The organism is Crenothrix sp., assembly GCF_043729335.1.
Lineage (GTDB): Bacteria > Pseudomonadota > Gammaproteobacteria > Methylococcales > Methylomonadaceae > Crenothrix.
In genome coordinates this window covers 94,484-119,426 of the sequence record NZ_JAYTLQ010000002.1, presented here as the reverse complement: position 1 = coordinate 119,426, position 24,943 = coordinate 94,484, and the positions used below count along the sequence as shown (strand labels likewise).

Annotated in this window: 16 protein-coding genes; 5 read left to right on the top strand and 11 right to left on the bottom strand. The window is 44.7% G+C overall.

All coding sequences use genetic code 11. The features are described from left to right. Both pilB and ACHZC4_RS01090 read right to left on the bottom strand, forming a co-directional pair. Positions 1-1,722, bottom strand: coding sequence for a type IV-A pilus assembly ATPase PilB (pilB, locus tag ACHZC4_RS01095; RefSeq protein WP_394751911.1), 1,722 nt, complete (start codon positions 1,720-1,722; stop codon positions 1-3). Positions 1,723-2,018: 296 nt separating this feature from the next. Next, the gene (locus ACHZC4_RS01090) at positions 2,019-4,814 is read right to left on the bottom strand and encodes a valine--tRNA ligase (protein ID WP_394751909.1); all 2,796 of its coding nucleotides are present in this window, start codon (positions 4,812-4,814) and stop codon (positions 2,019-2,021) included. 496 nt (positions 4,815-5,310) lie between these two features. On the opposite strand from ACHZC4_RS01090, the gene ACHZC4_RS01085 reads away from it, so the two are divergent. Continuing rightward, the gene (locus ACHZC4_RS01085) at positions 5,311-6,330 is read left to right on the top strand and encodes a TolB family protein (protein WP_394751908.1); all 1,020 of its coding nucleotides are present in this window, start codon (positions 5,311-5,313) and stop codon (positions 6,328-6,330) included. Positions 6,331-6,527: 197 nt separating this feature from the next. Here ACHZC4_RS01085 and ACHZC4_RS01080 read toward each other — a convergent pair whose 3' ends face one another. Genes ACHZC4_RS01080 through ACHZC4_RS01070 form a run of 3 tightly spaced genes read right to left on the bottom strand, consistent with a single transcriptional unit; the run spans position 6,528 to position 9,689 of the window. Next, complete coding sequence (locus ACHZC4_RS01080) at positions 6,528-8,609, bottom strand: Hsp70 family protein (protein ID WP_394751907.1); 2,082 nt, start codon at positions 8,607-8,609, stop codon at positions 6,528-6,530. Beyond that, positions 8,606-9,283: a DUF2760 domain-containing protein gene (locus tag ACHZC4_RS01075; RefSeq protein WP_394751906.1), complete on the bottom strand. Its 678-nt coding sequence runs from the start codon at positions 9,281-9,283 to the stop codon at positions 8,606-8,608. Before ACHZC4_RS01075 ends, ACHZC4_RS01080 begins: the two co-directional genes overlap by 4 nt. 19 nt (positions 9,284-9,302) lie before the next feature. Then, positions 9,303-9,689, bottom strand: coding sequence for a hypothetical protein (locus tag ACHZC4_RS01070; protein WP_394751905.1), 387 nt, complete (start codon positions 9,687-9,689; stop codon positions 9,303-9,305). 269 nt (positions 9,690-9,958) lie between these two features. On the opposite strand from ACHZC4_RS01070, the gene ACHZC4_RS01065 reads away from it, so the two are divergent. Together ACHZC4_RS01065 and ACHZC4_RS01060 are read left to right on the top strand one after the other, a co-directional pair. After that, positions 9,959-10,768, top strand: coding sequence for a spermine synthase (locus ACHZC4_RS01065; protein WP_394751904.1), 810 nt, complete (start codon positions 9,959-9,961; stop codon positions 10,766-10,768). Continuing rightward, positions 10,768-12,909 carry a YgiQ family radical SAM protein gene (locus ACHZC4_RS01060; RefSeq protein ID WP_394751903.1) on the top strand — a complete coding sequence of 714 codons (2,142 nt, stop codon included), beginning with the start codon at positions 10,768-10,770 and terminating at the stop codon, positions 12,907-12,909. The genes ACHZC4_RS01065 and ACHZC4_RS01060 overlap by 1 nt, the downstream gene beginning before the upstream one ends. 116 nt (positions 12,910-13,025) lie before the next feature. Here ACHZC4_RS01060 and ACHZC4_RS01055 read toward each other — a convergent pair whose 3' ends face one another. Both ACHZC4_RS01055 and ACHZC4_RS01050 read right to left on the bottom strand, forming a co-directional pair. Beyond that, entirely contained in the window at positions 13,026-13,760 is a 735-nt protein-coding gene (locus ACHZC4_RS01055) for an MHYT domain-containing protein (RefSeq protein WP_394751902.1), read from the bottom strand. 303 nt (positions 13,761-14,063) lie between these two features. Continuing rightward, complete coding sequence (locus tag ACHZC4_RS01050; protein WP_394751901.1) at positions 14,064-14,795, bottom strand: MHYT domain-containing protein; 732 nt, start codon at positions 14,793-14,795, stop codon at positions 14,064-14,066. Positions 14,796-15,287: 492 nt separating this feature from the next. On the opposite strand from ACHZC4_RS01050, the gene ACHZC4_RS01045 reads away from it, so the two are divergent. Together ACHZC4_RS01045 and ACHZC4_RS01040 are read left to right on the top strand one after the other, a co-directional pair. After that, positions 15,288-16,919, top strand: a complete 1,632-nt coding sequence (locus ACHZC4_RS01045; protein WP_394751900.1) for a phosphoethanolamine transferase — start codon at positions 15,288-15,290, stop codon at positions 16,917-16,919. Continuing rightward, complete coding sequence (locus tag ACHZC4_RS01040) at positions 16,891-17,691, top strand: phosphatase PAP2 family protein (RefSeq protein WP_394751899.1); 801 nt, start codon at positions 16,891-16,893, stop codon at positions 17,689-17,691. Before ACHZC4_RS01045 ends, ACHZC4_RS01040 begins: the two co-directional genes overlap by 29 nt. A gap of 17 nt (positions 17,692-17,708) precedes the next feature. Here ACHZC4_RS01040 and ACHZC4_RS01035 read toward each other — a convergent pair whose 3' ends face one another. The 4 genes from ACHZC4_RS01035 to ACHZC4_RS01020 all read right to left on the bottom strand — a co-directional run bounded on the left by ACHZC4_RS01035 (position 17,709) and on the right by ACHZC4_RS01020 (position 24,685). After that, on the bottom strand, positions 17,709-19,826 hold the full coding sequence (locus tag ACHZC4_RS01035; protein WP_394751898.1) for an acyltransferase family protein: 2,118 nt from the start codon (positions 19,824-19,826) through the stop codon (positions 17,709-17,711). A gap of 541 nt (positions 19,827-20,367) precedes the next feature. Further along, positions 20,368-21,036, bottom strand: coding sequence for a CPBP family intramembrane glutamic endopeptidase (locus ACHZC4_RS01030; protein WP_394751897.1), 669 nt, complete (start codon positions 21,034-21,036; stop codon positions 20,368-20,370). A 347-nt stretch (positions 21,037-21,383) separates the two neighbouring features. Continuing rightward, complete coding sequence (locus tag ACHZC4_RS01025; protein ID WP_394751896.1) at positions 21,384-22,709, bottom strand: alpha/beta fold hydrolase; 1,326 nt, start codon at positions 22,707-22,709, stop codon at positions 21,384-21,386. A 29-nt stretch (positions 22,710-22,738) separates the two neighbouring features. After that, entirely contained in the window at positions 22,739-24,685 is a 1,947-nt protein-coding gene (locus tag ACHZC4_RS01020; RefSeq protein WP_394751895.1) for a S8 family peptidase, read from the bottom strand. Between the last annotated feature and the right edge of the window lie 258 nt (positions 24,686-24,943).

Here is a 24,943-nt window from a genome sequence, read left to right as displayed (position 1 = left end):
CTATTCCTTAGTAACTCTGTCAATTTCTTCAAGACTGGTAATGCCCGAACGCACTTTGTTTAATCCAGATGCGCGTAAATCATTAATGCCTTCTGCGGTTGCCTGTTCAGCAAGCTGCAAAGCATTGCCACCTTCCAGTATAAGTTGGCGCATGCCGTCGCTTAATGTCATCACCTGATAAATACCGACCCGACCTTTATAACCGTTGGTGCAGTTTTCACACCCTACTGGGCCATAAACGGTTATGGACTGAATTTCTGCATCGGTAAAACCAATGGATTTAAGGACATTATCGGGGTAATTGACCGGTGTTTTACAATGTTCGCATAAGCGCCGCGCCAAACGCTGCGCCATAATCAAGTTTACCGCCGACACAATATTAAAAGGCTCAATACCCATTTGCATCAAGCGGTTTAAGGTTTGGGGTGCATCATTGGTGTGCAGTGTCGATAATACTAAATGGCCGGTTTGTGCGGCTTTTACGGCAATTTCGGCGGTTTCCAGGTCGCGAATTTCGCCCACCATGATGATGTCTGGATCTTGGCGCAAAAACGAACGTAATGCGGTAGCAAATGTTAAGCCGGCTTTGGGGTTAACGTTAACCTGGTTGATGCCTTCAACCGTAATTTCAACGGGGTCTTCGGCGGTGGAAATATTGCGTTCCACGCTGTTCAGTAAATTTAAACCCGTGTATAAGGTTACAGTTTTACCGCTACCGGTGGGGCCTGTTACCAATACCATGCCATAAGGCTTATTAATGGCCTTTAAAAAAAGCCGTTCTTGTTCGGGTTCAAAGCCCAGTTTTTCAATACCGATATGCGCGGCGGTAGAATCCAAAATCCGCAACACTACTTTTTCACCAAATAAAGTCGGGCAGGTGTTAACCCGAAAATCAAGCGCCCTGTTTTTAGATATGGTCAATTTAATCCGGCCATCTTGCGGAATACGGCGTTCAGCAATATCCATTTTGGCCATCACTTTTATGCGCGATATAATTCTATTGGCGATATTGGCAGGCGGGCTTGGCACAGTAGACAAGATGCCATCTGATCTAAAACGGATGCGGAAGTTTTTTTCATACGGCTCCATGTGTATATCGGAAACGCCTTTTTTAATGGCATCCAGCAAAATTTTGTTAACAAAGCGCACAATCGGCGCATCGTCAATATCCACGTTAATAGCATCTTTGCTGCCGATTTCTTCATCGCCTGTGGATGAGGATGTCACCAGATTATCCAGATCGGAATCCATCAAATCAGTCATCGCAGTGTTGAGAGATTCTAGGTAGGTATCAATAGCGTGCGCTAATTTGTTTTCTTCAACCAGGATAGTCTCTGGATTAAGCCGACTTTGAAACTTAATATCGTCTATTGCCTGGAGGTTAGTGGGATCAGACATAGCAATAAACAACGTTTTACCGCGTTTGTACAGCGGTAGCGCATGGTGTTTACGTATCAGTACTTCGCTGACCAGGCTAATCGGTAAATTGCTTTTATCGATAGCGTCTAAATCAAAATAAGGCACACCAAATGATGCCATGGCGACTGATGCGACTTTTTTGCTATCTACCAGTTTGGCGCTAACCAAGTAACTGATTAAAGGCGTTTTATTTTTTTTTGCTTCCTGAGCATGCATTTTTGCATCGCTTTCAGAAAGCAGGCCTTCCTGAATTAAGCAGTTGGTAAGACCGCTCAGACGAAAATCTATTGGTGCAGTTGCCATGGGATAAGTATCTTATGAGATGTAACTAGAAAAATATAGATGAAATAACGGTTTTATTCAATCTATAGGCCGATTAAGTCCGTTAATAAGATGACAGGTTTGCCAGCTACCAAATCGTGTGTTGTGTTTAGCGGGTAGTTTATGTCTAAGGTAATTTATGGGAAATAATATACCCAGAAATAGCATCTCATCGTGGAATTAATATAGAGACGCAAGATTTTGCGTCTCTACCGGTAACACTTGTCTTTGTCGGAAATATAACCTAACTAACTTATTCTATGCACGTTACTGAGGTTTTACAATGTTTGTATTTTACGGTGTTGTTCTTCAAGATTATGCAGTAAAGAATGTAGCTCTACCAATTTTGTTTTTTCCTTGTCAATAACGTCTTGCGGCGCTTTATCAACAAAAGTCGGGTTGTTTAGCTTACCTTCAATACGCGGTAAATCGTTTTTAATGCGTTGGATTTCTTTGTCCAGGCGGTTAAGTTCAGCCTGTTTATCGATTAAACCAGCCATCGGAATCAGCAGTTGCATGTCACCGACTAAGGCGATGGCAGATTCAGGAACGTCGTCATTTTCGTTTAACCAGCTTATAGTTTCTAAACGCCCCAATTTTTGCAAATAGGTTTGATTATTACTGACGCTGTGTTGATCAGTCGCCGAGCCATTTTTCAGCAACACAGTTAAAGGTTTTCCGGGCGCAATATTCATTTCACCCCGAATACGACGCACCCCTAAAATAAACTGCATGATCCAGTTAATTTCAGCGACGGCTCCCAGATCATTTTTTGTTTCATCAACGCTTGGGTAAGCTTGTAACATGATGGTATCGCCTTGAATGCCCGCAATCGGCGCGACAGTCTGCCAAATTTCTTCGGTAATAAATGGCATAATCGGATGCGCCAAACGCAATAAGGTTTCCAATACATTTAACAATGTTTTACGTGTGCCACGCTGCTCAGCACTATTTTCTGATTGCAGGGAAATTTTCGTAAGTTCCAAATACCAATCGCAAAATTCGTTCCAGGTAAAATCGTAGATCGCTTGTGAGGCCAAATCAAAACGGTAGTTATCAATCGCTTTGCTGGTTTCGGCAATCACCTGGTTTAAGCGGGTGTTTATCCAGCGATCTACCTGATTGTACTGACAGATGTCACCAGACAAGCCATTATCCTGATCTTCAGTGTTCATCAATACAAAACGTGCTGCATTCCACAGTTTGTTACAGAAGTTGCGATAGCCTTCGGTACGTGCCAAATCAAAGCGAATATCACGGCCATTGGAGGCCAGCGATGCAAAAGTAAAACGTAACGCATCGGTACCAAACGAGGCAATACCGTCAGGAAATTGTTTGCGTGTGGCTTGTTCAATTTTCTTGGCTAAATGCGGCTGCATCATGCCAGACACCCGTTTAGCCACCAACGCTTCCAGATCAATGCCGTCGATAATATCGATAGGGTCAAGCACATTGCCTTTGGACTTGGACATTTTCTGGCCTTCGGCATCACGTACCAGACCATGAATATAGACTTCTTTAAACGGTACTGTGCCTTTAAACTTCAAGCCCATCATAATCATTCTGGCAACCCAGAAGAAAATAATATCAAAGCCGGTGACTAACACACTGGTAGGATAATGCTTGGCCAGTTCTTCGGTATTTTCTGGCCAACCGAGCGTAGAAAATGGCCATAATGCCGACGAAAACCAGGTATCCAAAACATCTTCATCTTGTTTAAGCAGGTAATCAGGCGCAAAGCCATGTTGTTCGCGGATGGCTTGTTCTGAACGACCGACATAGATATTGCCTTTATCATCATACCAAGCGGGAATGCGGTGTCCCCACCAAATTTGCCGCGAAATACACCAATCCTGAATATTACGCATCCAGTCAAAATAAGTATTTTTCCAGTTGTCCGGTACAAATTTGATGTCGCCGTTTTCAACAGCGGCAATGGCAGGTTCAGCGAGCGGTGCAACTTTGACATACCATTGGTCAGTCAACAACGGTTCGATAACGCTGTTGGTACGATCACCACGCGGTACCATTAATTTATGGTCGGCGATTTTTTCCAGCAAACCTTGTGCTTCCAGGTCAGCGACGATTTTCTTGCGTGCGTCAAAACGATCCAGCCCTTGATAGTGCGCGGGAATTAAGTCATCCGTGCCAATACTGGCATCAACCGTGAGAATATTGATCAAGCCGCCGTGCGGTAGATCCAATATAGCCGAGGTATGACGATGGCGCGTCCAGACTTCGTAATCGTTAAAATCATGCGCAGGGGTAATCTTAACGCAGCCGGTGCCAAATTCTGGGTCAACATAGTCATCGGCAATTATAGGAATACGTCTGCCGGTGAGCGGTAATTCCACAAACTCGCCGAGCAAATGTTTATAGCGGTCATCGTCAGGATGAATCGCCACCGCCGCATCGCCCAGTAGGGTCTCAGGGCGCGTGGTCGCCACAATCAAATGGCCTTGACCATTGGACAATGGATAACGTATGTGCCACATGAAGCCATTTTCTTCTTCGGACAGCACTTCCAAATCAGACACGGCGGTATGCAAAACCGGATCCCAGTTCACCAAGCGTTTACCGCGATAAATCAGGCCTTCTTCATGCAAACGGATAAAGACTTCCTGCACGGCATCGGACATGCCATCGTCCATGGTAAAACGTTCTTTACTCCAATCCAGCGATGAACCCATGCGGCGCAACTGACGGGTAATCGTGCCGCCCGATTCTTCCTTCCAGTGCCAGACTTTTTCGATGAATTTTTCGCGGCCATAATCATGGCGGGTTTTGCCTTCGGCATTACACAAGCGCTCTACGACCATTTGCGTGGCAATCCCGGCATGGTCGGTTCCCGCTTGCCAATGTGTGCTAAAGCCTTTCATGCGGTGGTAGCGAATTAGCGCATCCATGATGGTGTCTTGAAAGGCGTGTCCCATGTGCAAACTGCCGGTGACATTGGGTGGTGGAATCATGATGCAATAAGATTCACCCTCAGGTTTGGCGGCGAAATAACCGTTTTCTTCCCAGTTTTGATACCAACGTTGTTCTATTGCGTGTGGAGCGTATGTTTTTTCCATGGAGGGCAGTGTGTTTAGGTGAAAAATTGTTTCATTTTAACAGGGTTAAGGATGCATCGGTATGCAGGATTTAACTGTTCAGCAGTCATTTCAAATTAATTTTTACAGAAAAATAAAATATAAAAGCTACGCTTATAGATAATCTCAACACAGCATTTTCCACATAGGGCAGCAAAAAGTGTCACTAGCTGACATAAATACGCCTTTGGTTATTATTAACAGCCACCCATGAAGCCCCTTTTTTTAACAACATCCCCATTATTTTTCCGCTCGGCTCAACACACTCCACGAATATGGGGCAATCACAAGGCCAAAAGCCTTATCACTTTTAAAGTGGCACATTACATGCTTCATCCTGAATAACAACATAAAAAACAGTGTTGAAAATTCGGTATGTATCGGTTTTACGCTAAGCCATCTTCAATGGATTTGTAGGTGCCTTAGATAGTAACGACATGTCATGGCACCTCAAAAAATTAACTTTATTGAAATAATTATGAAAAAAATCTTAGCCTTACCGATTCTTATTACATCGCTGATGGCCAGCTTTACCAGTAATGCGCAGTGTACAGTTAACCCTACGCTACAAGCTGATTCGAAATTCCCTTTGGCATTACAAGGCAGGTTGGTTTACCACAGCTATGTTCAATACGGCGATGGTTCATCAAATTTATTTTTAAAAGATTTTCGCTTCAATACATTAACCCAGATTAATCAGCCTTTTTGGAATATTGAAGATCCGATGAATGCACACTTTTCTCCAAATGGGCGTTATCTTACTTTTATGGGTAAGCAAAATTCGCGGTGGAATATTTTTATTTGGAAAACGGATTCGCAATTTGCACCCATTAACTTGAGTCATCATACCGATAGCTCAGGTGGCACTAGCGAAGATCCAAAATTTTCTGCCGATGGCAATTACATTGTCTACAAAAACAATGGCGATGTTGCTTTGATGCATATGAATTACAACGATGCCGCTAACCCTTTTGTGAATAATTTATGGCGATTGACTCAAGATGGCTATCTTTCGGAAGAGTCTATGCCCTATCTGTCCTCAGATGGAAAATCGGTTTTTTACAGTCGTGGCGCGCGGGAAAACAGCGATCTGTATCGTATAGATTTTACAATTCAGTCTGGTCAATTGTTTGTAGAAAATCCACGATTAATGGCTGGCAGATCGGGTTTAGCCGAGTATTATCCAATTGTTCAAAACAAGTCTTTATATTTTGTCGGCTGGAAAAATGCCACGGCAAGAAGAGATCAGGTTTATTCGATGAGTACCGATGTTTATAGTCAGCCTAGTGAACTTAATTTAAACGATTGCAATGCCGATAACTCTGATCCTATGTCAGTTGATGCTGCTAATCTTTTTTTCTCCAGCACACGGGGCAGCAATTTTTATAACCTGTTTATGGGTAATATTTCTACCGGTAAAGTGTGGTCGCTGAATAAATTTGGTGTCAATCAAATGCAAAAAAATCAGCTGGGTGCTACCTATAGTGCTCTGCGCTAAGGAAGTTAGCGCTGCCACATAGTAATTAAGGAGAATGATAATATTCTCAAAAATCAGTAAAGCTTGAATTTGGAAGATTATTGGGCAATCGTAATAAGCCAATGCATCCGGATAAACGTAGAGACGCAAAATCTTGCGGCTCTACGCCATTATGTATAAAAACTATTTTAAAACACAGTCACTTACAGGCTTTACTATCAATCGCCTGCTCTTACATCCAGTTCAATTTTCCAGCGGCTATCATTCTTTTGCGATACTGCTTGCAATTCCAACGTACCCACTTCAGTGACTGCCGCGCACAAATGCACCGGAATGACTTCGCCGGCACGGAAACCTTCTTCCGGTAAAGTCACTTCAATTTCATCCAGCTCAGAAATTTCATCCGCTGTCCAATGATCTAAGCGCGTACCCACACGATCTTCACGGCGCGTAGTAGAGGCAAAGAAGCGGAAACGTACTGGCTCACCAATCACTAAACCGAATTCATCATCAGGTAACTCTTGCTGGGTGCCTTCTTCCATACCGAACGGTGCAATACACAGAGCTTCAAGCTCTGGTGGTCGTCCAGGCACGGCTGGCATCGCGCTTTCCACACCCACATAATACGATGCCGCCGTACCGCCTTTAATGCGTACGCCTTTACCTTTACGCACATAACCATAGTAAGACGCACCCCGCGCTACCGCTAAATCCAGATCAGCACCAGCCAGCAGACGCGCTTCGGGGGCTTGCTCTGTGCTTAACCAGCTGTTCATCACCTGCATCAAACGCTCTGCTAATGGCTGCGCTTTTAACACGCCGCCGTTAAACAACACTGCGGTTGGGTGCAAGAAAGTTGCATCTGCGGGTAGATTGATGTCTTTTAAATCTTCGGCAGCACCTTGCTGCTTGGTTAAAAACGCCGCTAAGTGCCGAGTAATCCCTGCATCTTGTGCATACGGCAAACCGGTAGTCCGCAAACCGGTACGGGTACGGCTCACTGGTCTATCACTGACATTAACCTGCGGGAAAAAGCCTTCCACTAACACGCTATTGACTTCATCACGGGTTAATTCGGTGCGTAAATTACCGCCAATTAACGACGAACTGCGGTTGGCCACCACGATGGGCATGGAATCCACATCAGCACTGTTAAAGATTTTTTCTTTGGCTTCGCGGCAAGCGTGGGTTAAGGCTTGTAACTGCCACGGCTCTAAACGCTTGCCGTCTTGTTCAAGCTTGGCTTTAACGGTATAAGCTAACGCCAAATCCATATTGTCGCCGCCTAGCAAGATATGATCCCCCACCGCCACACGGGTTAATTCTAAATTACCCCCGTGTTCAGTAACGGCAATGAGCGACAAGTCGGTGGTACCACCGCCAATATCCACTACCAAGATAATATCGCCGCATTTGGCTTGTGTACGCCATTTGCCTTGGCTTTTTTCTATCCAACTGTACAGGGCCGCTTGTGGCTCTTCCAACAAAATCGCCTGACCTAAGCCTACGCTACGAGCAGATTCTATGGTTAATTCCCGCGCCGCCGGATCAAACGAGGCCGGTACGGTAATCACCAAACTTTGTTCAGATAGCGGCGCATTCGGGTGTGCGTATTTCCAGGCATCGCATAAATGTTGCAAGAACGCGGTAGTGGCGGCAAATGGCGAAATACGGGCGATTTCATCCGGTGCATCCACCGGTAAAATCGGCGCTTTGCAATCGACACCGGCATGGCATAACCAGCTTTTGGCACTGGACACTAAGCGTATTGGAGTTTTGCTGCCCAAATTACGCGCAATCTCACCAACCAAATGCTCAGGATGCGCGCTCCACGGCAACACAATAGTGTTTTCTGCCAGTTCCGATTCGTGCGGCTGGTACAAAAACGACGGTAATTGCTTGCCGTCTTCTACCATGCCGGGAGCGGTTAGCTGCGGTATCGGCATAACGTGCAGGTTGAATTCATCATCGGTAATGTCGGTAATGTCGGCATAGGACAATACGCAATGCGTGGTGCCCAAATCGATACCGACTGAATAATGCCGATCAGTGCGATGGTCTATCGCGGCTGATGTTGATGTTGTCGCTTGGGCACTCGATTCTACTATTGTGTCGGCAATCGGCTCTTCAATGGCTGGCGCTACATTTTCAATAGGTTCAATGTGTTCAGAAACAATAACTTCTGGTTCGGCTGCGATAACTTCAACAGGCTCAGGTTGAACAGATTCAGCGACCGGTTCGACAGCTTTAGGCTCTGGTTTGGGGTCTTGTTTTTTCTTGATGTGATCGAATAAACTCATATTTCAACTTCCGCTGCGGCAATGATATTGGCGCTATGGCCTTGTGTTAATTTGGGTAGCTTGGTGTTGGTAATTTGCCAGCCTTTGTGTACCAAGGTGCCATTAAACGGTGCGTTGCCAACAATGTTCCCCGTCAAGCGGATTTCTGCGGCATTAAAGCCTTTGGGCAGTGTAATGTTGTTGCCTTCGGTTTCGTTACGGATCGGTGCGAGCGTGAAATGCTCATTAATGACTTTATTGCAGCCTTCGTGAACCACCCGTGCGGCAATACCGATGTCTTCATCGCTGTATTCGGTGATATTTTCTTTCACAAAATCAATAAACCGCGCTTCTTTTTGCAGCAAACCTAATAATTGCAACGCCGCATCGGGTGTGGCTTCTTTAAGCACAACCGGTTCTGGCGCAGGTGCATGGACGATTTTTTCTACTTCAACAATTTTTTCGACGATCTTTTCAACGACTTTAATCACCGGTTCCGGCGCAGGTGCTTGCACGTATTGAATGATAGGCTCGGCAACTGGCTGCGGTTTTTTACGTCTGGACAAGCTGATGACCATTGCCAGTAACAGAGAAATTAGCATTAACGCCAGTACGGCCACCGTGCCTGCCAAGCACACATGCCATAAGTCAAAAGTGGTGGGTTTCAGGGCTAAGTCGATTGCATAGGTGTTCATAACAAGAGGCTCTTCCATATTATTTCTGCTGCCCCGCTTTACGGGCCGCTTCGCCATACATCATGTTTTGTAGGACATTACGAATGGTTTGTATGCGCATTTTTTTTAAATGCCGATCAGCCACCTCGCCGGGCACTTTTTCAGCCAAATACATTGTCCGCATTTTGGCCAAGGACGGTTCGCATTGTTTGATGATTTTGCTGGTGGATTGCTTGCTTTCCAAGCTTTGATATTCTGGTTTTTGCATTTCATCAGACACACATTTTTTGTACTGGTACTGTGCTTCCTGAATTTTTTTAATCAAATCTTCAGACAAGCTTGTGCCTTGTTCCCAGTCGTTTTTTGTTTCTGCTGCAAAAGTGTTGGCCGTAAACAGTAGCACGGTTATAAAAAACAGCTGTTTCATAATCTTCCTCGGATTGTGGATGGAATGTCTAGTTTAATTTTATGTGAACTCACTATAACAGCGCAGCATTTAAATAACATCGAGGCAGGAATTTATTTTTCAAGCCCGTACAAGTCAGTTTGATATTATTTTGTAATTGATGAGTGTAGTCCACGAAACCGTAGCTTAAATCGGCAATTTGCCATTCACTGAGTTGCATAAGACAGAATACCCGTTTTTATGTTGGTGTATAATCACACTTTGAATAAAAATGCGTTTAAAACCTCTTTATGTATAAATACAATGGACTCTTGATTCATCAGAGCCACGATGATGACGGTATTGTAGAGGTGGTTGAGCGTGGCGGTGTCAGATCGCTACATTTCGGTTCGCCTGCCAGACAAAGCAGCATAAAAATCGCTGATCCTTATCGCCTTGAGCTGGACTACGCACGCGCTATGGCCTGCTGGCTATTGTTTAAAGGCACCGTAGATGATGATGCCTTATTGGTTGGGTTGGGTGGCGGTTCGCTTGCCAAACATTTATTATATCATTTCCCTGATTGCCACTTAGACGCGGTAGAATACCGGCCAAGTGTAGTAAAAATCGCCCGCAGCCATTTTAGTTTACCTTTGGATAGGCGCTTAAAAATTATTATGGGTGATGGCGCACACCATATACAGCATCGTGTAGAAACCCACTCCCAGCATTACAGCCTGATGTTTATTGATGCTTTTGATCATGAAGGCATGGCGCCTTCTATGTGCAATGAAAGCTTTTTTAAAAACTGCAAAGCGTTGTTGAAACCCGATGGTTTATTGCTGGTTAATTTGTGGGGCGGCATGAACAACAAACCTTTCCAGGACTGTGCCATGTGGCTTAGCCGGTTATTTGATTGGCGATTACTATTTTTACCGGTGCGAGGTAAAGGCAATATTATTGCTATCGGTTTTAACGATGCTGCCGCTTCTTTTTCCATGAAAGTCCTAAAAACCAAAGCCGTTGAACTTGAGCAGCATTATCAAATCGAATTTCCTTCGTTTTTGAAAGATCTTACAAGACACAACGCCAGCGTACTTAACAACTTAATAAAACCCTAATGTCAGCAATTCTTCAATCTGAACCCAACCTGTTTGGTTACCGAAAATACTGGGCGCACCGTTTTGGTATCTCGCCGCTGCTGCCTATGAGCCGCGCTGAAATGGACGAGCTAGGCTGGGATAGCTGTGATGTTATCCTGGTCACCGGTGATGCTTATATCGATCACCCCAGTTTTGGTATGGCGCTGATTGGCCGATTGCTGGAAGCGCAGGGCTTTCGCGTAGGGATAATCTCCCAGCCCGATTGGACTAGCGCGGCGGATTTTACCGTATTAGGCCGACCGAATTTATTTTTCGGGGTGACCGGTGGCAATATGGATTCCATGGTCAACCGCTACACCTCGGATAAAAAAATCCGCTCCAACGATGCCTATACCCCTGATGGCGCAGCAGGCAAACGCCCGGATCGTGCGGTTAATGTGTATTCGCACCGCTGCCGCGAAGCCTTTAAAGATGTACCGATTATTATCGGCGGCATTGAAGCCAGCTTGCGCCGTATCGCGCATTATGATTACTGGTCGGATAAGGTCAGAAAATCGGTGTTGCTGGATTCCAAGGCTGATTTGCTGGTGTACGGCAATGCCGAGCGTCAAGTGGCGGAAATTGCCCATCGTTTAGCCAATGGCGAAAGCATCAGCGATCTTAAGGGGATTCGTGGCACCGTGCATTTTGTCAAGCAAATACCGGTTGATTTTCAGGTTAAAGATTCCACCGATGTGGATAAGCCTGGCAAAATTACTCCGATAGTCGATCCGTATCAAGAAGCGCCAGCCTGTGATTTAAAAGAGCCGGATGCTAATCCGGAGGAAAAAGTCATCCGTTTTGACCGTCAATTGATTAAAGATCGCCGTGCCAAAACCGTTATCCGTTTGCCGGATTATGATGCCGTTAAAGACGACCCGATTTTGTATGCCCATGCCTCGCGAGTTATGCACGGTGAAACCAATCCAGGTAACGCACGGCCGTTAATTCAGTTGCACGGTACTCGTGAAGTGTGGATTAACCCACCGCCGATTCCATTGACCACTAAGGAAATGGATGGTGTGTATGATTTGCCGTATTCGCGCGTGCCGCATAAAACTTACGGTAAGGCCAACGTACCGGCGTTTGAGATGATTCAGCATTCGGTGAATATTATGCGCGGCTGCTTTGGCGGCTGTACGTTTTGTTCCATTACTGAACACGAAGGCCGTATTATCCAGAGCCGTTCGGAAGACTCCATTATCAAGGAAATAGAAAATATCCGTGATATGTCGCCTAGCTTTACTGGCCATATTTCTGATTTGGGCGGACCTACCGCCAATATGTACCGGTTGGCGTGTAAAGATCCTAAAATTGAAGCGGCGTGTCGATTGCCATCGTGTGTTTACCCAGGGATTTGCCCCAATCTTAATACCGATCATTCGTCTTTGATTAAATTGTATCGCCGCGCGCGTGCCTTGCCGGGTATTAAGAAAATCTTCATTGCCTCAGGCCTACGTTACGATTTGGCGGTGACATCGCCTGAATACGTTAAAGAATTAGTCACTCATCATGTGGGTGGTTATCTTAAGATTGCCCCTGAACATACCGAGCAAGGTGTGCTATCTAAAATGATGAAGCCGGGTATGGGCAGTTATGACCGCTTTAAGGAAATGTTTGATAAGTACTCCAAGGAAGCCGGTAAAGAGCAGTATTTGATTCCCTATTTTATTGCCGCGCATCCTGGAACGACTGATGAAGATATGTTGAATCTGGCTTTATGGCTAAAGCGCCATGGTTTTAGAGCGGATCAAGTACAGGCATTTTTGCCGTCACCCATGGCGATTGCGACTGCTATGTATCATTCTGGTAAAGATACGCTGCGTAAAGTCAGTCGTACAGCTGACGATATTTCTATACCCAAAAGCGTTAAGCAGCGCCGGATACATAAAGCCTTCTTGCGTTACCACGACCCTAAAAACTGGCCGTTATTGCGTGATGCTTTGAAGGCTATGGGTCGCAATGATTTAATCGGCAATGGCAAACATCATTTAATTCCATCGTTCCAACCTAAAGGCAGTTTGGAAGCACCTGGAAAAATTCAGCACTTTAAAACCAAACATACCAGTATCGCGAGCCAGTTTGGCAAAAACAAAGCGCGGCCATCAGCGAAAAATTGAACGATTGGCTGACAAAAAAATAGGGGAGTTGTGAGGAAAATAGAGACGCTACTGCGTCTCTAGGATGGAGGAGATATACAGCTAAGTAGGCAAGGTAATCAGAATAATTGTTATGTTTATTGCGCTGGGTGAAATTTACGCTGGTTAGATTCCGACAAAGCTTGCGCTAATGCCAGAATTATTATTACAGCATCTAATGTAGCAATAGTTAATGAAAAAACAGATGCGGTCACGCTCATTGATGTGACATAAGGTAAAGCGGCGTTATGTACGAAGTCTACAGCTACCATGCCTGTATAGTGCATGCCGCAAACCGCAACGCCCATAACCAGGGCACTTGCTACCATTTGCCACATGTGTTTGACGTGCACAGCCAGCCATAACGCGACAATGGCTGCGGCTATGGCGATACCAATTGAAACAGCGACAAGACTCCAGTTCCAGTGGCTATCGGCCTGTACTTCCATAGATAACATGCCAGTGTAATGCATACCGGCAACACCCAGCCCCACCAAAATACCTGCTAAAATTAATTTGGGCAACTTAAACTTCCCCAAAACCATAATCATTAGTCCAATATAGACGACCCCCACACCCACTACAAAAGATAATACTGTGAGCCATCCATTATAATTCATGTCCATACCGTGCATATCGAATGCGAGCATACCAATAAAATGCATCGACCAAATTGCCACGCCACCTAAGCTTAATGCTGCTAATAAAATCAAACCACGGCGACTGTTTTCGGGTCGTAGCAACGCATCCCGCGTCGCTATCAACGCCATTAAAGAACCCACTACCGCTATAATATAGGAAAGAAGAACCAAGGAAAAACTGTAATGTGCCATTTATTTACCTCTAGTTTAAATCATAATAAAATTTATATACCTAAATGAGTATAGTAAATATGATCAAGATTTCTAGGGAATAGGCAGTGAGATTTCCTTCGATAAAATGCTTACCCACTAAAGCGAGACAGTTTCAGGTTAGGGCGTTGTTGGTGAGTCATTCGATAAGCTCACCAACAACGGTTTTTTAAATTGTCTCGTCTTAGTTGGTAGCCGAAAAGTTAAAGCAAGACTTTCCGAAAAAGTAGATCGAATGCTAGATGCTGGGACAAATGCTGTGATTAAGCTACTTGCCCTGCCATATTAAAGCGAAAAAAACTTACGTTGATTCGCTTCGGAGATAGCTTGCGCAATGGCCAATACTATAATGACAGCATCAACCGTGGCTATGCTTAATGAAAAAACGGATGATGTCACATTCATCGCATTTATATAAGGCAAAGCCGCATTATGCACAAACTCCACTGCCGCCATGCCGGTATAATGCATACCGCATACAGCAACTCCCATCACTACTGCACTGATCAACATTTGCCACATGTGTTTAACGTGTACGGCCAGCCACAGCGCAACAATTGCAGCGGTGACGGCTATTACAATCGAAACCGTGACCAGTCCCCAATTCCAATGTGCATCTGCTTGCACTTGCATAGACAACATGCCGCTATAATGCATGCCTGCAACGCCAAAGCCTACCAAAACGCCCGCCATAATTAACTTGGAAATTTCGAATTCTCCAGTAGTCATGAGGGTTAAACCCACATAAACCACGCCTACGCCCACATAAAATGAAAAAGCCGTAAGCCATCCGTTGTAGCTCATTTCCATGCCGTCCATGTCAAACGCCAACATGCCGATGAAATGCATCGACCAAATAGCGACCCCGCCTAAACACAATGAAGCCAAAGCAATCAAGCCGCGACGGTTTTCAGCTGGCCGTAACAGGGCATCCTTAGTGGCGATTAAAGCCATTAATGAACCGACTACTGCTACCACAAAGGATAGAATAACCAGGGTAATATCGTAACTTGCCATTTTTTTCTCTTAAAATAAAATCAATAATAAATTAAAAACACCATGTCATTATTGTCCAGATTGCCTGCCTTGGAATATGGGATTGCTAGTACTTAGTCAATCTTATTTTGTCAGTCAGATATTTTAAAAAACCGTTCGTGGTGAGCTTGTCGAACCATGAACCACAAGTCCTTCGACAGGCTCAGGACGAACGGAGTATTTTATAGTACTCGACATTATAAAGCTGACTAAGTACTAGTACTTAGTCAATATTATTTTGGCGGCTGTGAACTTTAAAAAACCGTTCGTGGTGAGTTTGTCGAACCATGAACCACAAGTCCTTCGACAAGCTCAGGACGAACGAAGTATTTTATGGTACTCGGCAAAACAAAGATGACTAAGCACTAGCGTGTACCGTATCTCAAAAATGACCGATCAGCCTCTGCCGTAGCGCTGTCAACCCTGACAGGTTCACGCAATTTATTTAGTCTTATTTAAACACCGTCTTTAATCATGCTGCCCCAAAAATGGCCAAGGCCAACATTAACGCTTACCCAGTTGCTACTGATCACGGCGCTGTTCCTGACACTACTCGATAACCAGGCATTTTTCCAGGCGGCCTTTAAAATCGCTGACCAATCGTCATTTACCGGCATCGGTTTTAAAGCTGCGCTTGTCGTTGCGCTCATCGCTTTGTTTACGGCATTGCTGTCTATCTTTGCTAATAAGTACCTGTTTAAGCCGTTCGTGATTGTGATACTGATCACCGCCTCCGTCATCAGCTTTTTTATGAATGCTTACGGGGTTATTGTCGATACCTCGATGATACAAAACATGTTCGAGACCGATTCTAAGGAGATATTAGAATTAATCAGCGTTAAATTGCTGGTGCATATTCTATTTTGGGGATTGTTACCGGCCTTACTGATTTACCATACTGATATTCGTTATCACTCTTTTTTAAAAGAATTGTTGATTCGCATTGTCGTGTTTGTATTGGCGATTGCCGTATTTGCTGGCGCAGTATTTAGCCACTATAAAGATCTGTCTTTTGTCGACAGAAATAACAAACATTTACGCTATTTAATTAACCCTAACCACGCAGTATACGCATTAACTAAATACCTGAAGCGCTCGGCACATCCCAAGGTAATCAATGTTGACCCCATTGGTATGGATGCCAAACAAACAACAACCTGGCAAACACGCGGCAAAAAATCCTTGCTAGTTCTGGTAGTAGGTGAAACGGCACGCGCACAAAATTTCTCGCTAAACGGTTACAGTCAGTTAACCAATCCTGAACTGAGCAAAGAAGACATCATCAATTACCCGAACACTACCTCTTGCGGGACGGCCACTGCCGCTTCAGTTCCTTGCATGTTTTCGCCGCTTAACCGTAATGATTATGATGAAGCCAAAGCCGAAAAATCCGAGAATCTTTTAGATGTGTTAAAACATGCCGGCATCAGCGTTTTTTGGCGCGACAATAATTCCGGCTGCAAAGGTGTATGTAACAGAACCCCTACCGAAGCCATGGAAAACCTGAAAATTCCTGATGTGTGCAACAGCGAAGAATGTTATGACGAAGTGCTGTTACACGGTCTGCAAGCCATGGTGGATAAGCTGCCCAATGACAGCGTTATTGTTATGCACCAAAAGGGTAGCCATGGCCCTGCGTATTACAAACGCTATCCGTCCAACTTTAAAGTGTTTACGCCAGAATGTGATACCAACCAGGTACAGGATTGTCCGCAAGATCAGATTGTCCACGCTTACGACAACACCATTTTGTATACCGACCATTTCTTAACGCAAGTTATCCATTTTCTACAACACAACAGCGTTAACTACCATACCGCCATGCTGTATATGTCTGACCATGGTGAATCGTTAGGCGAAAACGGTATTTATCTGCACGGCTTACCTTATATGCTGGCACCGGACGAACAAAAACACATTCCGTTTATCTTTTGGCTGTCTGATGGTTATGCCGACAAGTTTGGCATCGATAAAAACTGTTTAAAACAAAACAGTGATGGCCACTATTCACATGATAACCTGTTTCATTCCGTACTGGGTTTAATGGCTATTCAAACCAGTGTTTATGATAAAAGCTATGATATTTTTAACGGTTGTCGGGAATAAAGGTTTGCTTTTGAATTCTTATAAAGTATTAGATTTTAGCCAGTTTGTTAAATACCATATTAGCCTGCCGCTGTTGGCTTGGCTGGCTTTGTTGCTGTGTTTTCAGTATACCCAGATTGATGTGTGGCTCGCTAAACATTTTTATAATACTGCTTTGCAGCAATGGCCTTACCGCGAGCATTGGTTGTTGCAAGCGGTTATTCATAAAACTGGGCGTAACGCGGTGTATGCCGTTGGCGGCGGCATGCTGATTTGTTTAATCATGTCCTGCCGAACAACATCAAAACTGTCGCCCTATAGACGCGCCTTAGCATTCTTAGTGATGGCAGGCGTAACCGGGCCTTTAGTAATTACCTATTTAAAAAGCCATACCCATATTTATTGCCCGTGGGATGTAAGTCTATTTGGTGGCAGCAAGCCGCATATAAAATTATTCGACAGTATCAGCGACACGCTGAGTGTGGGACATTGTTTTCCGGCAGGCCATTCCAGCTTAGGCTTTACCCTAGTTAACCTGTATTTTTTCTGCCTGATTGTTAAGCCAGCGTATAAATTTTACGGCTTAGCCATTGGGCTACTGACAGGCACTGTGTTTGCTATGGCGCAAGAAATACGGGGCGCACATTTTTTAAGCCATGACCTGTTTACGCTCGCGGTGTGCTGGTTTTGTTCCGCGACAGTATTTATGCTGTTCTTCAGAAAGCATTTGCTAAGCGCTACTGAAAATTTTCCTGAAAATATTATTCCAAACAACGTACCAAATAATCGTTAACCGTTACCCTACACTACTTACAGGTGCTGCTTCATGGCTGCAAAGGCCGGACGTAGCATGTCTTTCAATAACATGGATCCGCTGGCTGACAGATGATCATCGTCGTAATACACCGATTTTCCCTGGTAAGCCACACGGCATTGCCCATCTTTGCGGCACAGCTGTAGCCTTGGATCTAACAAATGCACACCGTATTTTGCCTGTAGTTCCTTAAAAACCGGCCACACGGCAGCAGAACGTTCCGGATAAGGGTTATTTAACCAAACCTCGGTTTTATCGGCGGCATTAAGTGCCAGCCACCTTGGCATTATGCGATCCATTTCTGGCACCGGCAATACCAGCCAGACGCTTACGCCTTGCTGTTGCAGCCGCTGCACGGTTTCCTCAAGGCTAGAGCGAAATGCTTGCAGTCCGGTTTCATGTCCTTTAATCAACACATTCGGAATACCATTTCTACCCAGCGTGCCTTCAAACCGGGTTGCTGAAAAAACATAACTGGGCCATCTGCCTACCAGAAAAACATCATGAATGCCCCGATCAGCAATGACCTTCAATTGGCCTTGGTTAAATTTCAGCCAATTCAAAGTTGCGTTGTCATCATTGGATTTGGCTCCCCATAAAGGTGCATGGCCAAATAAAGTCGCATGCCCGCCTGTCAGTCCGTATTCGCTGCCCAGGGCATCAAAAACTGGCGTTACTGCATTGGCATGACTATCTCCCCAGACCAGAAAGCGAATAGGTGCATCAGCAACCTGTTGACCAATCAAACATTTTTCGATGCTGGGAAAATGGTAATCAGATGAGTACGGATCGGTATGACAATCTTTTTGCAAAGCGTTTTTATCCTCTGCCCCCGCCGAATAAGCGCTACTTGCAAGACCAAAACGTTGAGGCATGCCGTTACTGTATAAAATGCCCACAGCAATAAGCACCAACACAGATTGTAAGCTGACAGCCAGTTTGACCACTGATCTGTTATTCCAATTGGCTGGACGACGAAACGGCGTTTCCACAAAACGCCAACTCCCGTATGCTAATATAAAAGTAGCTGCCAGCAAGCCCGTGGTTTCATACCAAAGCAATGCATCCGGATGTATCCGATAGGCATATAAGCTAAACAAGGGCCAGTGCCACAAATACAAAGAATAAGAAATGCGGCCAATGCCAACCAAGAGTTGCCAGCTCAGAAAAAAACCAATCCACTGTGTTAATCGGGTTGATATCAGAACAGGAATACTGTGTTTTATATAGGCTTCTTGAGGTTTTGGAAACAGGTTTTGATAGCCTGAATCGGCAGCATTGCACAATTTCCTATTGCCATCAATCAGTAATGTAATGCCAACTACCGCGAGTATTTGATGGGCAAAATCCGAATACACATCATTATTTCTAGCTACAACAATGGCCAGGAATATCATTACTGAGCCTAACAACGTCATAAGTCGTTGGCCATTGATGGATTGTCGGCGCAAGTGATAATAGGCTAACACTGCGCCACACAACAATTCCCAGGCACGCGGTGGTAACCAGTAAAAAGCGAAAGTAGGTTTAAGAGAAACCGCCCAATAAGCAAAGCCAATGCCGCCTAACAAGGCGATAACCAGTAATCCCCACAACCATTTTAAATGTAAGTAACGTGTTAACAGAAACAACAGCAGCGGGAACAAAAAATAAAATTGCTCTTCGACACCCAGCGACCATAAATGCAGTAAAGGATTGCTATCAACGGCATTAGAAAAATAATCACCGGAGGTTTTCCAGATACTGATATTCGGTATCATAAACACAGTAGCCAGCACATTTTTAGCGAGCATCTTAAAATCGAATGCCGTTAATACAAATGAGGCTAACACCAAAGTTGTGGCTACCATGACAATCAATGCTGGCAATATGCGTCGGATGCGCCTTAAGTAAAAGCCCTTGAAGCTGAAAGTTTTAGAGGAACATTCCCGCAAAATAATACCAGTGATTAAATAGCCTGATATGACAAAAAACATATCGACACCCACAAAACCACCGGAAAATCCGGGTACACCCGCGTGGAAGAACAATACCGCCATTACCGCAATTGCCCTCAAACCATCAATATCAGATCGATAAGTAGAATGCTTAGCCTTAGCTCTCATAAAAACCATAGATACCCATATAAAAAATTAACTCGCCATAAATGAATTCAAGGGCATCAATCCATTGCATCATAAGAACTTTTCTATTTATTTCAATATCTTCATCAAACGCATAAAGTCAGTTGAAAAGCAGACTTTAGTTATTTTTAGTCTATTGATTGAACCCCAAGTACCTTACCTTGATTTGATTAAATCCTTTCCAAACCAAACCATAAAGTGGCGGAGACATTGATGTCTGTACTTTAATTGCTTGTAAAAAACAAAGTAATATAAGGCCTAAGCGTTTAACTAACCTTAAGGCTATTTTTATAATTGGAATTTATCGAGGGGTATAGCGGCAAACTGTAAAGAGTCGGAGAGACTTTTTAAACGCAAGCAAGAGGGTTTAACGAATAACAGCTTCATCTTAAACTGTTTAGTGTTAAGTTAAAAGCCCTTTTAAGGCAATGCTGATTTTATTATTGAGGTTATTGAAAAGGAAATCGATAATTAGAGCTAACCTTTTAAATCTACTAAACCTTAAGCTGGATGGCCAAGGCTTGAGCTTCACTTATGCGAAGGCAACCAAGTCGATCAGAGCATGACCAGCCGCTACAGGCCACAACGTACCTAACTTAAAATACCAATAACACGCCACTATGCTAAAGAAAAAAGCCCCCACAATCACATGTGGCCCTTGTTCCCAATGTGTGGTAGCAAAGATCACAGAAATGAGTACAGAGAAAACTTTTACCGAAGCGTGACGCTGAGTATTTTTATACAAAAGCCACGGAAGACCAATAAAGAAAATACTTTCAACAATACCTACCGCAATGGATGAGTAAATCCAAACCACAGTATGCAGTGCGCCATTGGGGTATGCGCTAAGCACATTAAAATAGCCCGTACGCTGACCCAGTAAATGCCAGGATAATTGGCTAGACCATTTAAAAGCCAAGCCTGCTGAAATGAACATACCTATCGTTTCGGCAATAAATCCTTGCCATGAAAAGACAGTGCTGTTAAATCCATAATGCTGAGGCAAGATCAACGCTTGTTTAGCCAGCAAAATTATTAGCATTGTTGGAAGTATTACCCACTGAAAAAGATAACTCAACCAATACAGTACAATATGGTTGTGTGCAAAAGCCGCCAGATAAATGCCGTTAGCTTCCCAGACCATTACAATCAGAAACAAAACAACAGCAACTTCTATTTTTTGTCTGTGATTAAGATACATAAAATAAAGCCTCCAATTTAAAGCCACACTCTACACGGTTATTTTTGCAAGCGTATGAAAGTTGTTTTTAATACATTTATAGGATCGGGCTTTAAAGCTTTTCTGATTCAGTTTTCGAGTTAGAGATCAGGTTTAAACACGATCATGTCCTGGCGGCAGGCGAGTTGGCGGGAACATACGGTCAGAAAAAATGATGTTAATTGTGAATACGCCAGCGGAAACTGTTGAGTTTGAGGTGATTCCACCTACATAATTTACCCAGTAGAGACGCAAGATTTTGTGTCCCTACTGGATCCCATGAGGGTTTGGGAGGTTATTATTTTTATCAATCGCCTAAAATTGACCGTTTATGACACGATGGCACGGCTGATAGCCCAGGCAACTTGTGGGACGAAAACAAACCCATGCGCGTCGCCGCCTTTTGGATCGATAATAAATTTGCTGCTGTCCAGATTATGGAATTTTCCCATTTGCCACGAATAGGCTTGACCTACCGGTAGCAAGTCTTTAACGCCAGAGACAACCTCACCCACTTCCATTTGCTGGGCGCCATTGCTACCAAGCCCGCCAAACTCGTCGTTAGCATCCCCCAAAGCCGCAGCACTGTCGCGGCTGATGCGTGACGCGCTCGGGTAGGCAATACCCACCGCTTTATCGTGGTTGCTATAAGTCACCAATATTGGCCCCGAAATGCGTTTATTGTTGACTACGGAACGGAAAAAGCCTTGCCGTCTTAAAGAAAAGCCATTGTGCGAAAAAGCAGCCTGCAACAGTGAAAGGCTGTAGAGTTTGTTAGTTGTGGAATTTGCTGCCGCTGCTGTCACCACGCGTGCACCAAAGCTATGCCCAGCGAGATGAATACGCTCCACTTGGCTTGCAAGCTTATCTAAAAGTGGGACGAGGCCGATTTTGCCCACCGTTCCCGCACGCTGTTTCATCTCAAAATAAGTCGTGAGATTAAGCAAGTTGCTGACGGCATGGGTGGCACCGGAAAAAAAGCTGCCTATTCCCGCAGCCTGCCCCATGCTATCCCCTGGAGTTTGGCTGTGCACTATTGGAACACCTAATGTCTCAACCGATGATGCGGCAGCACGGTTAAAAATCACCTCGGCTTGGGCTCTAAAAAAAACCGCAGAGCCGTCATTTTTACTTTGTTCGCTAGTATGGGCATTATTAGGATCCAGCAAACTACGTAGTGTTTTCACAAAGTCTTTTTGTGCGTCGGTGTCATCTTCAAGTTTGGGTACAAGCTTATGGAGCGTGGCAATGCGCTCAGCATCACCGGCATCGTTAAAAAGCTGGGCGCTGAGGTCGATAGCGGCGTGCATCGTGGCTTCTGAGGCTGCTTTTTTAACGCTACCTGCGGACGCGGCGCCTCCGGCTACTTTATTATTGTCGGGTTGCGTCATAAACTCATCAAATTTCTTCGACGGCCAGATGACACCAATGATGGCAAGTTTACGTTGTTTGAGTACAGAATCAGTTGCGGTGACATCAACAAAGTTACTAAAAAGCTTGGTGTAAAGCGCCTCTGCCTCAATGCGGTTGTTGTTCCAGCCGTGGGACATAACAATAAGATCGGTGGTTCCTGCCGGAACAATCGGCTGGCTGAGAAGCTTGCCTTCTTTGTCAAACTCAGCAGTGCTGTACGGAATGCCTTTGATGGTGTTCATGGGTAGCTCCGAGTTAAGTTTTTAATAAATTATACCGATTGAATGGCTCGCATAAGATCCACCAACCCTGCGCCCTGAAAATAGCGGTCCCGGCCAAGATCAGTCGCGGTGGAGGTGAAAATTTGTTTAACTTTTTCAGCTTCGCCTTTAAATTCGCCACGAATAGAAAGGAACGCTGCAATGGCACCACTCACATGCGGCGCGGCCATACTCGTGCCGCTGTTTTCAAAGTATGCACATTCGTCACTGCCGGGTTCGCGTTGGACTAATTCACTGTTTGGCGCAGCGCAAGAAATAATTTTTTCACCGGGTGCGACTAAATCAGGCTTGTAGCGTCCATCGCCGGTGGGGCCTTTGGAAGAGAAATAAGACACGCCATATTTATGCGGCATGTCTCTATGGGTAGCGCCTACTGTAATGGCGTATTCGGCATTACCGGGATCATTGATAGTCAGATCAAGGCAGGTATCGCTCGTGCCTTCTTTGGTTTGCAATGTGCCGTAGCCAGTGTTGCCAGCAGCGATCACAACGACCACCCCAGATTTTACCAAGCGGTTGACTTCCGTACACAGCGGACTGTGGCCGCAGGCAAACCAATTGGGATCAAAGGTGTGTCCAAGGCTGAGATTAACCCCATGAATTTTAAGATCGCGTCCATAGCCGTTAAGTAACTGGACGTGAGAAATCGCCGCGATAACGTTACTGGCATTGCCTATGCCGAATTCATCCAGCACCTTGAGACTTACCAGCTTGCACTTGGGCGCCATGCCACTGATGCTATCCAGCTGTAGCTTGCGGATAACGGGTTTATTGTTAGCATCCAGCTCATGCGAGACGGCAAACATTTTTGTCTGATCTGAGCCTTCTTTAACCGACTGTTCGCCAGCGATAATGCCAGCGACATGGGTTCCGTGACCAAAATCGTCTTGCAAAGGTTTTGGCCCACCCGGTACATCGGTAAAATCGGCATGATACGGTGAGGAAGCATCAATATTTTGGTGCAGCTTGAAATGCGGGTGCAAAGCATCAATGCCGGTATCCATAATTGCCCACGTAATACCCTCACCCGAAGCGGTAAAAGAATTTCGCGCGGCATCCACTTTAATAGTACGGATTGAGCGGGTAATGCAGTTCTGGAGCTCAAAATCCGGCCAGATATGATGAATAGTCCGAAAACGCGATGTTTCAACAGTCGGTGTCGCATCAATCACTTTATTGGTAGCTTGGCCGGTACGGCCTACAGCTTGTTCGACAATTTCAGGTTTTGCTGCGGTTGCTTTTTTAACCAACGACTTGGCAGCACGCAAATCAATATCGACAAGTTTTTTGATGACGCTGCCTTCAAGTCGGGCAAACACATATTGATTGCTCAGCTCGGTTTTATATTCGTCTACACCTTGATCCTGATCAGTGACTCCAGCCGCTTTCTTTGCTTTTTCGATGTATTTTTTTATCAACACTTTAGCAATTCGTCTTGGATCAGGATGTTTGATTTCAATACCTGACGTAACAGAGTCGCTACCCATTTCAAGGGGTTTGAAATCGAGATTGATGTCTATGATCACTTCAAATTGCGTCGGCCAAATACACTTGATGGCAGGCAATTTACCGGCAGCTACCATCCTTAGAAGCTGGCGAACAATTGCACCCTCAATCGATGCAAGCGCAACGTCATCACTAATCCTTATGGGGTCAGGGTCGTCTACCGTAGGCTGGGTTTTAGCGCCAACTTTTGTTGCGATTTGCGGAAGGAGCTCACGAATAGTTTTTAAAGCAGCTTTTAAACCACCAGGAAACTTAGGCTGTAGGAAAATTGCAGTATTGTGGGTATCGCGGAGATGCGGGTATTTCTTTTTTATGCTCTCTGTAACAGTAAACTCCCGCTCTATCTGCTCTAGCAGCGGAAGCGCTATAACCGAACGAGCCAAGATTTTAGGGTTGAAGGGGTGGGGCTGGCGTTCGAGTTTTGTTTTCATAAAAAACTCCCATACTTAAAGATAGAAGTCAGGAATATAGTGTTTACAGAAACTAAACAAATCCCCTGGACCTGCGCAGCACTAAAACTTCAGCAATAAAAACGCTTCCTTGCCACGATAACTAGGCTTGAACTAGCCACACAAAGCTGAAATTTTGAGCCAGAATTAGTTTAAGTAAATTTAAACTAAATGCCTGTTAACTAGTTCACTAAAAAACTGTGGAATTATCGATAGACAAAAACATTTAACTCTGAATTT